The organism is Paenibacillus humicola, from assembly GCF_028826105.1.
GTDB lineage: Bacteria > Bacillota > Bacilli > Paenibacillales > Paenibacillaceae > Paenibacillus_Z > Paenibacillus_Z humicola.
The window spans coordinates 1,041,792-1,054,819 of sequence record NZ_JAQGPL010000001.1 but is presented as its reverse complement, the minus strand read 5'-3'; the positions used below and the strand labels follow the sequence as shown (position 1 = coordinate 1,054,819).

The following is a 13,028-nucleotide window of genomic DNA, read 5'->3' as shown; positions in this document are numbered from 1 at the left end:
AACGGTCGGCTTGCTGCGCGCATGAGCGCGTTTCGCGCCGGCCTGCTGCGGCAGCTCATTCGTTTGAGAGGTCATGAGAAACGCATCTCCCTTTCAAGGAATCATGCCGCCGGCGCCTTATGAAAGCCGGGCGGCATGACCCGTAACGGTAAGTAAGAGCGGTTTAAGATTACGCCTTGCTTTTATAATCGTCGTAATACTTCTGCATGATTTTCAGATTGTTCGGCAGACCGATTTTCTCGAGATTTTTCACGTAGCCGTCCCACTCGTTCTCGATGCCGCCCTTCGTAATCCACTGCGAATATTTGGCGATGGCAAGCGTCATCATGTTCGTGTTCACAAGGCTCATCGCGTTGTTGTCATCGGTGCTGTATTTGATGAACATGCTCGGCAGCACGTCGGTTCTTGGGTTGACGGCGCCGAGTGCGCCCATGAGCGGCTCGGTTTGCTTGCCCACAGACTGCATGTCCGTCCCCAGCGTCAATTTCAGCGAATCGGCGATGTACATCGGTCCGTTATCCGCCCATGTCGACGTCCATTTCCAGGTGCCGGGGTCCATATTCTTGTCCGCCGGCGGCAGTACCGTGTAGCTGCCGTCGCCGTTATCCTTGATGTTGGTGCCGAGCGAGCCGAACAGCACCTGCATGCTCACCTTCGGATCGTACAGCTCGTTGATGAACTTCATCGCCGCGTCTTTATTTTTGGTCTTCGCCGACATGACCACCATGTTCGAGCCGTAGTTGAGGGAGTTGTAATCGTAGTCCCAAGACAGTTTGGCCGTCGAATCGGCCGATACTTTAAGCGGCGCCACCGACGTATACTGGGGCGCCAGCTGGTTGCCGAACCGGTCGGTCACTTCCCAGCCCCACGTAAAGCCGACCTTTGCCGTATCGCCGGTGCCGCGGGCGACCGACTGGAATTTGGTGTAGTCCTGCGTGAACACCTCGGGATTGATGAGCCCGGCCGCGTAGCATTTGTGAAGAAACTCCACCATTTGCTTGTACCGGTCGTCCGTGAGGAAGTTTTTTACCTTGCCGTCCTCCACGAAATAGCCAGTCCCGCTGCCGTCCGTCAGCGTGATGCCTTCGCTGCCGAGCAGCACCGTCGGCTGGAAGTAGCCGAAGCCTCCCGTACCCGTCGGAGCGAAGTCCATCGGAATCTCGTCGTTCGGATCGCCGTTGCCGTTCGCATCCTGGTCCTTAAACGCTTTCAAGACGTTAAACAGCTCGTCCCAGGTCGTCGGCATTTTCAATCCGAGATGATCGAGCCACTTCTGGTTGATGAACTGCCTCGTCGCCGTCGCGGGCCAGAACCTCTGATATTTCGGCAGCCCGTAGATTTTGCCGTCCGTCTGCGTGGCAATCACCTTCGTCTCCGGCTTGTCGTTAAACATCGCCTGCACGTTCGGCGCGTCCTTGGCGACCAGGTCGGTCAGGTCCTGGAACAAGCCTGGAAACTGGGCGATGTCGGCGTCCGAGATCGCATTAGGCCCGACGATCAGGTCCGGAACGTCGCCCCCGGCAAGCAGCGCGCCTTTCTTCTGATCCCAGTCGGCCGTCACCTCCTGCCACTGGATATCGACGCCCGCGCGGTCTTCGGCGTCCTGCAGCCATTTCATTTTCGCAAGCTCTTCCGTCAACGGATGTTTCGTGATGATTGCCGTTAGCTTCACTTTGCCGCCCGCTGCGTTGTTACCGCTTTCATTTCCGGCTGCAGCACTGCCGCTCTCGTTATTTGCGCTGCCGCTGCACCCGGCGAGAAGCGCCGCTCCCAGTCCAAGGGTCAGCAAAATCGGGACCGCCTTTTTCATTTCGCTTTTACCTCCGCTTATTATTTGGAATCGAATCGGCATGAAGAGCCGTCCCCTTGTCCGGAAACGCAAAGCAGCCAATCCGGTGAAACCGCAAACCGCCGGTAAACACGGGCAATCAGAGAGAGTCATTATATATTAACTAATTACTATTTTTATTAATCACATACTAGCACAACCGTTTTCAACCTGTCAATCGACAATTTTCTCTCCGTTTTTGATCTCTATTTATTTGTATAGATGTAAGTTTAACCTAAATTCCGTCGTTCAATTAATATGTAGAAGAATTGAATAACAAATACCACACTATCCGATTTACCTGCTGCGAGCATGAAAAAACCCGATCGCAGCGGCCTCCGAAAGGGGCCGAAACGATCGGGCGGTATCCGCCTGCGGCGGATAGGAAGCGAGTCGGGCGGCGGATCAGCCTTTTGCCGCTTTATACGCTTCGATATATTTTGCGGCGCGGGCCGCGATCAGGCTGTAATCGCCTTTTTTCACCGCTTCGCTCGTCAAATCCGAGCCGATGCCGACAGCTACCGCGCCGGCTTTGATCCACTCGCCCAAATTTTCGAGCGAAACGCCGCCGGTCGGCATGATGTTCGCCTGCGGCACCGGGCCTTTCAGCGCCTTAATGATGGAAGGCGAATACAGGTTGCCCGGAAACAGCTTGACGATATCGACGCCGAGCTCGAGCGCCTCCTGGATTTCCTTCACCGTCATGACGCCCGGCATGACCGGGATCCGGTAACGGTTGCAAAGCGTAACGGTCGCCGGATTGAGCGACGGCCCCACGACAAACTCCGCTCCGCTCAGAATGGCGGCGCGGGCCGTCTCCGGGTCGAGCACCGTGCCGACGCCGATAATCGCAAATTTCGCCGGGTCCGCCGTGTCGCTCGAATACGTGGCGGCCAGCTTCTCGATCGCCTTCAGCGCGAACGGAACCGTCATCGTCACTTCGATCGTTTTAATGCCGCCGGCGATGCACTGCTCCGCCATCTCGACCACGTCCTCCGGCGATTCGCCGCGCAGAACGGCGACGACGCCTTCCTCCGCCATTTGTTGAACCAGCTTCAATTTTTTCATGGGTGCGCACCAGCCTTTGCCTTTTTTCGTCATCTGTCCGTTATTGTACCATGCCCAGCGGAATTTGTAGACAAGCCGGCGGGCTGCGGGCCCGGCTGCGGACGGACGCCGGAATGCCCGGGCCAGAAATAATTCCTTGTAAGGAAGCGCAAACTACACCTATCCGGACTGCGGATTGTTTGTCACAATATCGTCACAAAAAACAATTTCACAGTTTTTACGAAAAGGTTTACAATTAACCATTAGGATATCATTCATACCCAGAGACTCGGCTTATTTGTGAAAGAATGCACAAATACTGCCGGACAAAGGAGGACGTTACCGCATGACCATCGTAAACAGTCAGGAAAGCTCCGTGTCCCAGGCCGAGGCGGCTCCGGATGCAAAGGGCAAGCTGGATCTGCTGGAGCAGCTGACGCGCCCCGAAATTCAGGATTCGCTCACGGTGCTGATCGAGAATCTCCCGAAAATGGCCGAAATGATGACGCAGCTTACGAAAGCGTACGATTTCGCTCAGGCGATCATGACCGACCGCGTGCTGATCGACGATCTGAAAGGCGGATTCACCGAATTTGCCCAGCCGATCCAGGAGAAAGCGAAGAGCCTTGCGCAAGCGGCGATGGAAGCCAATGAGCGGGCCCAGTCGAGCAGAGCGACGATCGGCATCTTCGGGTTGCTCAACATGCTGAAGGATCCGCAGGTCCAGTATGCGCTCCGATTCTCCCAGGCTTTTCTCGACGTCACGGCGGAACAGAAGAAGCGCGGCTAGACCGGACCGGCACATCATAACGGAGGAGGAAGCATCATCATGAAACAGGTATTGATACTCGGCGGCGGTTATGGCGGCCTGCTGACCGCCCTCACGGCACGCAAATATTTAGACGCGTCGGAGGCGGCGATTACGCTCGTCAACAAAACGCCGTATCACCAAATCGTAACCGAGCTCCATCGTCTGGCCGTCGGCGGACTTTCGGAGCAGGCGGTGGCTCTTCCCCTGGATAAGCTGCTGCGCAACAAACAGGTCGAGCTGCGGGTGGATACCGTCCAGCAGATCGAGCCGGACCAGAAAAAAGTAACGCTCACTAGCGGCGCTTCGCTCAGCTACGACGCGCTCGTGATCGCGCTGGGCAGCGAAACGGCTTTCTTCGGCATTCCGGGCCTGCAGGAGAACAGCTTCGTGCTGAAGTCCGTGGCCGACGCCAACCGTATTTGCGCCCACGTCGAAAGCAAGCTGGATTCTTATAAGCGGACGAACAACAAAGCGGACGCGACGTTTATCGTCGGCGGCGGCGGCTTGACCGGCGTCGAGCTGGTCGGCGAATTCGCCGATATGCTGCCGGAGCTCTGCAAGCGGAAAGGCATCGATTACGCCGACATTTCGCTGTACTGCGTCGAAGCGGCGCCCACTATTCTGCTCGGCTTCGCGCCTGATCTGGTCGAACGGGCGCGCACCAGCCTGGAGAAGCGCGGCGTGAAGTTCCTGATCGGCCTGGCGGTCACCGAAGCGACGCCGGCGGGAATCACGCTCAAGGACGGCAGCACGATCGAGACAGGGACGTTCGTCTGGACCGGCGGCGTGCAGGGCAACGCGGTTGTCGCAAACTGCGGCATCGAAGTGAACAGGGGCCGCGCGACCGTAACGCCCGGTTTGCAATCGACGAGCCACCCGGACGTATTCGTCGCCGGCGACAGCGCCGTCGTCATGGGGCCGGAAGGGCGCCCGTATCCGCCGACCGCGCAGCTGGCCTGGCAGATGGGCGAAACGATCGGCAATAACCTGGCGGCTTATTTCAAAGGCATCCCGTTCGAAGAGTTCTCGCCGGTCTTCTCCGGCACGCTCGGCAGCCTCGGCCGCAAAGACGGCTTCGGCACGATCGGGGCCAACCAAACGAAGCTGAAGGGAACGCCCGCTTCGCTCATGAAGGAAGCGAGCAACATCCGCTACCTGTCGCATATCAACGGGCTGTTCTCGCTCGCCTATTAAATCAAGGCGACATGCAGCCGGTCGTTCAAGAAGGAACGGCCGGCGCGGTCCTTTGATGGCGAAGCAAGCTTCTTCTCCTGGAAATAGAAACTCAAATTTCCGCTATTTCGCATAAAGCGCCTGGCCATGAAGCGGCCAGGCGCTTTTTCGTTTTCACGCGTTAAAGCTAGCTTACAGTTCCTTCACCATCGTGACATGCGGCATGCCGGCATCCATAAAAATGGCGGATACCGTCACGTAGCCCAGCTTCGCGTAAAACGGCTCGGCATGCGTCTGGCTGTTCAGCTTCGCCTTGGCCGCCCCTTTCGATCTGGCGATCGATTCGAGCTCCCGCACGATCATTTGGCCGATCCCCTGCGAGCGGTATTCGGCCAGCACGCAGATCCGCTCCAGCTTGCCCGCTCCGTCGACCAGCCGCACACGCCCGGCGCCGATCGGCCGGCTGCCGGAATAGACGACGATATGCTCCGCTTCGTCTTCAAGCTCGTCCAGCTCCAGCTCGGGAGGCACGCCCTGCTCCCCGACAAATACGGCGCTTCGCACGCGGAACGCATCGTTCCGGCCCTCCGTTCCTTTCACCTTCTCCACGGTTACCATGTATCCGCTCTCCTCCTCCGCCATGTATCTTTCATCTCCTGCTCATCATCCCTTGCCGTACCGGCATATGTCAATCGTTCGAAGGGCCGGAATGTTAAGGGCGGCCGTCCGCTCGCGGATACCGGCGGCACTTTTTTCGAAATGCGCAGGAATAGTAACCCGGAGGGCAGAAATATACTGGAACTAAATCCTGTCCAAATGGAGATTGAAGCGATGACTCATTCGATTGCAGGCGTTTCCGGCATCGCCTTTATGCTGGTCGCCGTCATGATGCCTTTCTTGATTTGGGGCCTGCGCACGCTGCGCCTGACCCAGCCGATCCGGGCGGAGCTCCCGCCGGACCACCAGGCCAAACGGGGCACGCCGTTAATGGCCGGACTGATTTTGCTGGTCGGCGTGATCCTATCCGCCGCGTTCCATCCCGATCCGCTTGTCCTTTTTCTTTGCGCGGCATTCGTGCTCTTCAGCCTCGTCGGCTTCGCGGACGACTTCAAGAAAGCGGCCTACCAGGACCCGAACGGCATATCCGGCAAAACGAAGCTTGTCTTTCAGTTCGGCTTCACGGCAGCGCTTCTGTACGTGCTGATCCATACCTTTTCGCTCGAGCCGACCATCGAGGTTTACCGGAATCTCACCGTTACGCTTCCGGTCATCGTCTACGTCGCCGTCATGCTGCTGTTTATCGTCGGCTCGGCGAATGCGATTAACTTTACGGACGGGCTCGACGGGCTGCTGATCAACGTGGCGATCCCGACCTACTTCTTTTTCTTTGCCATCTCCAGCCACCCGGAGGTCAAGCTGTTTTCCCTGGTGATGATCGCCTGCCTGCTCGGATTGTTCCTCTACAATATTTACCCCGCCCGGGCGTTCATGGGGGACACGGGGTCGCTGGCAATCGGCGGCTCGCTGTCTTTTCTGGCAGTTCTCGAGAAAGTCGAGCTGCTGATCCCGATCCTCTTTTTCGTCTATTTGGCCGAGCAGCTGTCCGTCATCCTGCAGGTATGGTATTACAAAAAAACGAAGCTCCGTCTCTTCCGCATGGCGCCGATCCATTACCATTTCAGCTTGAAATACGGATGGAGCGAAAATAAAATCGTGATGATATTCGGCTTCATATCGTGGATGTGCGCGCTGGTCAGCTGGTTAATTTGGCGGTTTCTGTTCTGAGCCCCGCTCCTCCTCCCCGTTCGCCGGTCGGCCGGCAGCGCGGAGAGGCGGCGGCCTCGCCGCTCATGTCGAGCCGGAGCGGCCCGGACCACAATCCCCTCGTAGGGGCACTCTCCCGGCATGATGGTTTCAAATCTTCTGTTCCGGTCCCGCGTAAAACCCGTTCACAATCTTGAACCGCTGCGCAGACGTCATTCTGAGCAGCCGTTCAAGTATGTTCAAGGAAACTTTGCCGCAGGAAAAAGCCTGCCCGGTAAACGCCGCATCGTCCCATCCCAGCTCCCGCTGCAGCCGCTCCAGCCGCTTGAAACCATAATAATACGTCGTAAAGTACCCTGGCGTAAGCTCCTGGGAATAAACCTGACCTCTCGCCACCTGGGGGGTGAACTGCATGTACTTGACATATAAATCGACAGCCGCATCGGGCCCTTCGCCAAAGTGGTGAACCAGAAGGTCGGCCCAGATCCGGACCGCGGCGTGAAGCCGGCGGAATGCCACAAACAGGCGGAAAGCGGGCCTGCCAAAAATGTCCTGCATCAAGGTTTCGGAACGAATGCACAAACCTTCATTAAGCGCAGCCGCCTGCGAGGTGAGGGAGGCGACCTTAAAGCTGCGGGGCATATCCCCGGCTGCCGTCTTCACGAAGTGCGCATGATGGCCGGGATAGCATTCGTGCACCGCGTTCAGCAGGATCCATCCCAGGCTGAGGGTGCGGTAATTGTGGACATTCAGGAAAACCGCCCCCCGCAGGCTGCCCGTCAGCAGATTCCCGCCCGAAAAATAGCCGCCCCACGGGTAGGAGTCGCGCAGGTATTCGGGTACCGGCCAGACGGCGCAATCCTCGCCTTCCGGCAGGCTCATATATTCCCTTGCTTTGGCCCGTGCGGCGGCTACGAAGCCTTCCATGGCGGGAAGCACCTTCTCGGGGCTGTCGTACGGCCCCAGATCCTCGTCAAGGATCCGGAAAGCGTCGCGCCCGGAATCAAGCTCCCCGGCAACCTCGTAAAACCGCTGCCGGCACTGCTCCACCTCTTCTCGATACCACGTAAGCAGTTCGGTCAAACTAATCCCGTAGACTTGGCCGAGGGTATTCTCGTAATCAAGTCCGTTGATGCATGCTGCCGGCTCGGGCAAAGGGGCCTGTCTGATCTCCGCGGCAAGGTCCATTGCCCGCCCGGATAACTCCTTGAATGCAAGCCGGACGGCGCCGAGTTCTTCCTCCGAAGCGGAGGGAAATGCCTTGACCAGGCCGGGCAGCATCTTATCCGAAAATCCCGGAAGATCGCCCAGCGTCCTCAGCAGAATCTCACGCCGCCCGCCGGGAATCCGATCGCCCAGCTTCCTTACACCTTCAAATACTGCAGGGGTCCGGCCAAGGAATTCGCGAAGCGCCGACAGGCGCTCTGCGGGGCCGCGGCCCTTCAGGCTGATCAGATTGTTGATCCGGCGGGCGATATTGGAGATAAACCGGTTTGGGAAAGATTGATCCGTCTGCAGCCTCGCCTTCAGGACGCCGGCCGACTCGGCCAGGTGATCAAGCACAACTGCCGTCTCCGGCGGCAGGCCCGTCTTCTCCTCGAGACGCAGCTCATGCTGCGCGGCCGCGATTTCTTCAGCCAATTCTCCAAAATGGTCCAGCTCCGGAATGAACGGCTTGTTCTCAAAGTCAAGATGGCCGTCGTAGCGCACAAACAGGTCCGTCACTCGCTGGTCCAGCTTCTGCAAGCGATTCAATCTCCTCACCAATCCTTTCCGATTAGAATGGACTATCCCTGAATCCGGTAATCGTCAGGCGGCTCCGCAAGCTGTAGATGCCGCACGAAGTAATCCCAGCGCCGGCGCGTCACGTAGGGGTGGTTCCCGGAGCCGTGAGCCGCGTCCGGAAGGATCAACAGGTCAAAATCCTTGTTCGCCTTGATCAAGGCCGAAGCAAGCCGGATCGTTGACGCGGCCGGCACGTTCTCGTCCATCTCGCCGTGCATGAGAAACAGCTTGCCTTTGAGATTGGCGGCCAGGGCGGCGTTCGCAGATTCCCGGTAATGATCGCCGACCGGCAAGCCCATATAGCGCTCGATCCAGCCGGCCTTATCGAGCATATGATCGTGGTTTCCCGCCCAGGCTACCGAAACCTTATAGAAGTCGGGATGCGCCAGTATGGCGCGCGCCGCCGCATAACCTCCGGCCGAATAGCCGTAAATTCCGGTACGTTCCAAATCGAAGTACGGGTAACGGTCGGCCAGCTGGCGGAGAGCCGCGATATGGTCCGGCAGTCCGGCATCCCCAAGATTTCGGTAAGAGAAGTCGAGGAACGCCTTTGAACGGTACGACATGCCCAGCCCGTCAACCGCTACGACGATAAAGCCCAATTCGGCCAGAGCCTGATCGTGCCAGAACTGCGCCGTGCCGTCGCGGCCGCCGGCAAACGCCCGAGGCGCGCGAACGGCCTGCGGTCCCGAATAATTCCCCTCGATCACGGGATAACGTTTCGACGGATCAAAGTTTGTCGGCCGGAATACGACGCCGTAGATGTCCGTGACCCCGTCCCGGGCTTTGGCGCAAAACCTTTCCGGATACTTCCAGCCCGCGGCCAACAAAGGTTCGATCTCGGCCTCTTCAAGCGTCATGACCGGGCTGCCGTCAGCCTGCCGCAGGACGGTTACGGGGGGAAGATCCACCCGCGAGTACGTATCGACGAAACAGGACCCGCTCGGGGAAAAGGAAATCTCATGGTCGGCATCCTCGGGCGTAAGCAGCTGCAGACCGGTTCCGTCAAGCTTGACCCGGTAGAGGTGCCGGAAGTACGGGTCCCGGCCGCTCTCGCGGCCGGCCGCCGTAAAATAGACGAGCCGCTGCGAATGATCGACGCAGAGCACATCATAAACCACCCAAGGCCCCGAAGTGATGCGATTTTTCAGCCGGCCCTCCGAACCTTCATACAGGTACAGATGCCCCCAGCCATCCCGGTGGGAGTACCAAACAATCTCTTCCCCGCCGCTCAGCACGCGTACATTGTGGGTATCGGGCCAGTAGCTGACGCGCGGATCCCAGCCGGTCTCCGCCGTCTCCTCCAGAACGCTGCGGCAGCTCCCGGTTTCGGGATCGATGCGGTATAACGCAATGGTACGGAATCCTCGCCGGCGATATAAGAGATAAAGCTGTTCCCCACCATCCGATTCCCACCAAACCGGATGGCGCGGTGCCCCGTAATAGAGGATCGGCAGAGGCTCGATATCCACGATTGCGGCTTCGCCCCCGGGAATCCGGCAGATCAGAGGCTCGGCGACTGGCGGGTTTTCGTCTCCGGGGAGCGGGTAGACATACGAATACACCTTCGGCCTCAGGCTGCCGTCCGACGGGCTCGCTTGAATCAAGTGGAGGCGCCCGGACTCGCGGGCATCGATTCGGTAAGTGAGAAGGCGGGTGGAGTCCGGCGACCATACAACGGCCGGTCCGCTTGGTTGGGCAAGCCCGGCCGCCGCGAGCGGAGAAGGCAGCGGAAGCCCGTACTGGCGGTCCGCCTCGCCGTCCTTCGTGAGCTGAATTTCCTCTCCGCCGGCCAGCGAACGGACAAACAGGTTGCTGTCTCTTACGAACGCCGCCCAGCGGCCGTCCGCCGATACGGCCTCTTCGGCTCCGGCTTTTCCGTCTTCCTCGATCAGGGAGCATTCATAGGCAGAGAGATTGCATTTCCATTTGGAATCCGGGGTGGCAACGATAACCGTCCCCCCGTCGGCAGCCATTTCAATCTCGTCGAACGGGAGCTGATTCCCATCGTAAATCCGGCCAGATGCTTCCGAAAGCGCTGCGGCCAAACGGGTATGATCAAACACGGGACGACGTACCGCCTTTACCGTGTCAACCAGCATGAAGCGTTTGCCCTGACTGGTCTGAACCCGATACCAAAATCGCTCGCCGCCACTAATCCAATTAGGGCTGATATCGAGGCGAAACGCCAATTTTTTTGCGTTTTCGGGCAGAAAACGCTCGGCTCTCGCATACGTCCCCCGTTCAACCTGCGGTGCAGTGTACCTGTCCAATCGAAGCCCTCCTTTTAACCGGCGATTTCCTCTATGCATTTAATCCGAGCTGTTCGTAAAGCTCTTGTTTCACCAGCCGCAATCCGAAGACCCTTCTCACTCGATGTCCGGGAAAAGGTTTGAACGTAACGGTTACGGTATCCTTCCCCTCCGTACTTTCTTCCGGCAGGACATAGTTAACGTTGTAGCACTTATCCGCTTCTTTAAAGCCTTCCATCCCGTCTTTGACCGGTTTTCCGTCCACAAGCACTTCAAACCCGCAATCCGGCATTTCTTGGGCTGCGGTGTACGTCACCACGAGCATCAGCCCGGTTTGCCGACGCGCCTGCAGATCGAAGGAGAACCAGCCGTCGATCCCGGCCTGCCGGAACGGCCGATTGCCCAGCGTGCCAACGCTCGTATAATGGCCTTGAAAATGATGATCGCGTTCCGGCTGCATTTCCCCCGGCTGCACGTAATCGATTGTGCATTGTTCCAGAATGCGTATTTTTTCGCGGAGAGCCTGATACTCCTGCTCGGCCTTCTCCCACTCTTCTTCGGTAAACAAATCCCAGTAGACCGAATACAGTCTGTCATGCATCCGGTAAAACGGATACAGCTCAACGTCCCGGGGATAACCCGCATTGACGGTGCGAAACGTATTCGGTTTGTCGGGGACCGGCCGAATCCATTCCGAAAGCGGTTTGTTCCGCGAAATCATGACCGTCGTTTTCTGGGCTTCCGAATCGTCCAGCGGCCCCAGATCGCCCGCCAGGACCAGAGGACCGTACATGACGGCAGCGCGGCCCGGATTGTCCGGCATACTTTCGAGACGCAGCGTCATCGGAACGGTCAACGCAACCTCATCCCCATCGACCCATGTGCGGGCGATTTCAACAAAGCTGCCGGGTTTGGCATCGAATGACAACGGTTCTCCGTTTACGCGCACTTCCATTCCTTTTTCCGCCCAACCGGGATATCGAATGCACATCGTAAAGGCAGCAGGAGTGTCGCAGCTCACTTGAAGCTTAATTTGATCGCCCTCCGGATAGTCCGTCAGCTGCAGCAGCTTCATTCCCTTGTCGGTCCAATTCAAAGTAGACGAGATGAACTGATTCACGAATAGCTTCTGTCCGTTATGGAAATAAATGCCGTTCCCATAACTGGCGTGGTTCTCCATCCCCGTTCCGACGCAGCAGGTAAAGTGGTCGAATTTGCCGTTATATTTTTTGTAGCCCCCCATGCCCAGCGATACAAAATAACAAACGCTGCCCGTCGACGGATCTTGGGAGGCCAAAATATGATTGTAAAGGGCTCTCTCCCAATAATCCGCCTCCAAGGCCGAGCCGTTCCATTGAAACAGATGCTTCGTCAGCTTCAGCATATTGTACGTATTGCAGGTCTCCGTCGTCTGCGCGCCGAGGCGGTCGCTCAGCAAATCCGGCTCGCCGAAATACTCGCCGAAGCTGTTGCCGCCCGTTACGTAGGAATGATGGTGAACGACGCGCTCCCAGAAAAATTCCGCCGCCGATCTGCGTTTGGTGTCGTTAGTCAGCTCGTACTCCCTGGCCAGACCGATTAATTTGGGAATTTGCGTGTTGGCATGCTTTCCGGATAAGGTATCCTTTTGTTCGGCGAGCGGGTCCAGGACCGCTTGATGCCAAAATCGTTCCGCCAGCCTGAGATATTTCTCTTCGCCGGTATCCGCATACAAATCGGCCAATACTTCATTCATGCCGCCGTACTCGCATTTCATCATTTCCTGCATTTGCTCCTCCGACATCCCGGAGAACGCCGCGTCCATCCAATCCGCCAGCCGCACGGCCACATGCAGTGCTTCTTTATTTCCCGTTAAGTGCAGCGCGTCGCGCAAACCGGCAAACAGCTTATGCATCGTATAAAGAGGCGCCCATACGCCGTTCAAATCAAAGCCTTTCGAACGGATATCGCCCGACGCAACCTCCTGAAAAATTTCTTTTCCCCGAGGAATACCCGCAACATAGCCGTCTCCGTGCGCACGCTGACAGATTTCCAGCTCGCCGACGATATAATCGATCCGTGCTTTAAACCCGGCCTCCCCTGTCGATGCATAAACCATGGAACAGGCGGAAAGGTAATGGCCAAGCGAATGACCCGATAACGTCATCGCCTCCCATCCCTCATATTGCGGCATTTTGGGTTCGAGTCCGGCATATTCCCTGAATCTGGCGAGCAGGCGATCCGGTTCAAGCTCCAGCAAATACGCCCGGTTCAAATCCATGGCATGCTTGAAAGGGCCTCCCGTAACGCTGACGTCTTTTAAATCGAACGCTTTGGCTTTCGCCGGTACCTTCATGTCGATCATTCCGTTTCCTCCTCGCGGAAATTG

At 57.7% G+C, this 13,028-nt stretch carries 9 protein-coding genes; 3 read left to right on the top strand and 6 right to left on the bottom strand.

What is annotated here, in order from left to right:
- Nucleotides 1-169 precede the first annotated feature (169 nt).
- A complete protein-coding gene (locus tag PD282_RS05100; protein WP_274649261.1) occupies nt 170-1,810 on the bottom strand; it encodes an ABC transporter substrate-binding protein in 1,641 nt (546 codons plus the stop codon).
- A 423-nt stretch (nt 1,811-2,233) separates the two neighbouring features.
- Complete coding sequence (locus PD282_RS05095; protein ID WP_274649260.1) at nt 2,234-2,896, bottom strand: bifunctional 2-keto-4-hydroxyglutarate aldolase/2-keto-3-deoxy-6-phosphogluconate aldolase; 663 nt, start codon at nt 2,894-2,896, stop codon at nt 2,234-2,236.
- A gap of 325 nt (nt 2,897-3,221) precedes the next feature.
- On the opposite strand from PD282_RS05095, the gene PD282_RS05090 reads away from it, so the two are divergent.
- Both PD282_RS05090 and PD282_RS05085 read left to right on the top strand, forming a co-directional pair.
- Nucleotides 3,222-3,665: a DUF1641 domain-containing protein gene (locus PD282_RS05090; protein WP_274649259.1), complete on the top strand. Its 444-nt coding sequence runs from the start codon at nt 3,222-3,224 to the stop codon at nt 3,663-3,665.
- Nucleotides 3,666-3,701: 36 nt separating this feature from the next.
- Entirely contained in the window at nt 3,702-4,880 is a 1,179-nt protein-coding gene (locus PD282_RS05085) for an NAD(P)/FAD-dependent oxidoreductase (protein WP_274655041.1), read from the top strand.
- A 171-nt stretch (nt 4,881-5,051) separates the two neighbouring features.
- Here PD282_RS05085 and PD282_RS05080 read toward each other — a convergent pair whose 3' ends face one another.
- Entirely contained in the window at nt 5,052-5,477 is a 426-nt protein-coding gene (locus tag PD282_RS05080; protein WP_274655040.1) for a GNAT family N-acetyltransferase, read from the bottom strand.
- Between the two features lie 213 nt (nt 5,478-5,690).
- On the opposite strand from PD282_RS05080, the gene mraY reads away from it, so the two are divergent.
- Nucleotides 5,691-6,644, top strand: a complete 954-nt coding sequence (gene mraY, locus PD282_RS05075; protein WP_274649258.1) for a phospho-N-acetylmuramoyl-pentapeptide-transferase — start codon at nt 5,691-5,693, stop codon at nt 6,642-6,644.
- A gap of 129 nt (nt 6,645-6,773) precedes the next feature.
- On the opposite strand, the gene PD282_RS05070 is transcribed toward mraY, so the two are convergent.
- Genes PD282_RS05070 through PD282_RS05060 form a run of 3 tightly spaced genes read right to left on the bottom strand, consistent with a single transcriptional unit; the run spans nt 6,774 to nt 13,004 of the window.
- On the bottom strand, nt 6,774-8,369 hold the full coding sequence (locus PD282_RS05070; RefSeq protein WP_274649257.1) for a DUF885 family protein: 1,596 nt from the start codon (nt 8,367-8,369) through the stop codon (nt 6,774-6,776).
- A gap of 41 nt (nt 8,370-8,410) precedes the next feature.
- Nucleotides 8,411-10,681 carry a S9 family peptidase gene (locus tag PD282_RS05065; protein ID WP_274649256.1) on the bottom strand — a complete coding sequence of 757 codons (2,271 nt, stop codon included), beginning with the start codon at nt 10,679-10,681 and terminating at the stop codon, nt 8,411-8,413.
- A 31-nt stretch (nt 10,682-10,712) separates the two neighbouring features.
- Nucleotides 10,713-13,004 carry a glycoside hydrolase family 127 protein gene (locus PD282_RS05060; protein WP_420832272.1) on the bottom strand — a complete coding sequence of 764 codons (2,292 nt, stop codon included), beginning with the start codon at nt 13,002-13,004 and terminating at the stop codon, nt 10,713-10,715.
- Nucleotides 13,005-13,028 lie beyond the last annotated feature (24 nt).

Coding starts and splice junctions, on each gene's coding strand:
- PD282_RS05100 (WP_274649261.1), bottom strand. CDS start 1,810: ATGAAAAAGGCGGTCCCGATTTTGCTGACCCTTGGACTGGGAGCGGCG.
- PD282_RS05095 (WP_274649260.1), bottom strand. CDS start 2,896: ATGAAAAAATTGAAGCTGGTTCAACAAATGGCGGAGGAAGGCGTCGTC.
- PD282_RS05090 (WP_274649259.1), top strand. CDS start 3,222: ATGACCATCGTAAACAGTCAGGAAAGCTCCGTGTCCCAGGCCGAGGCG.
- PD282_RS05080 (WP_274655040.1), bottom strand. CDS start 5,477: ATGGTAACCGTGGAGAAGGTGAAAGGAACGGAGGGCCGGAACGATGCG.
- mraY (WP_274649258.1), top strand. CDS start 5,691: ATGACTCATTCGATTGCAGGCGTTTCCGGCATCGCCTTTATGCTGGTC.
- PD282_RS05060 (WP_420832272.1), bottom strand. CDS start 13,004: ATGATCGACATGAAGGTACCGGCGAAAGCCAAAGCGTTCGATTTAAAA.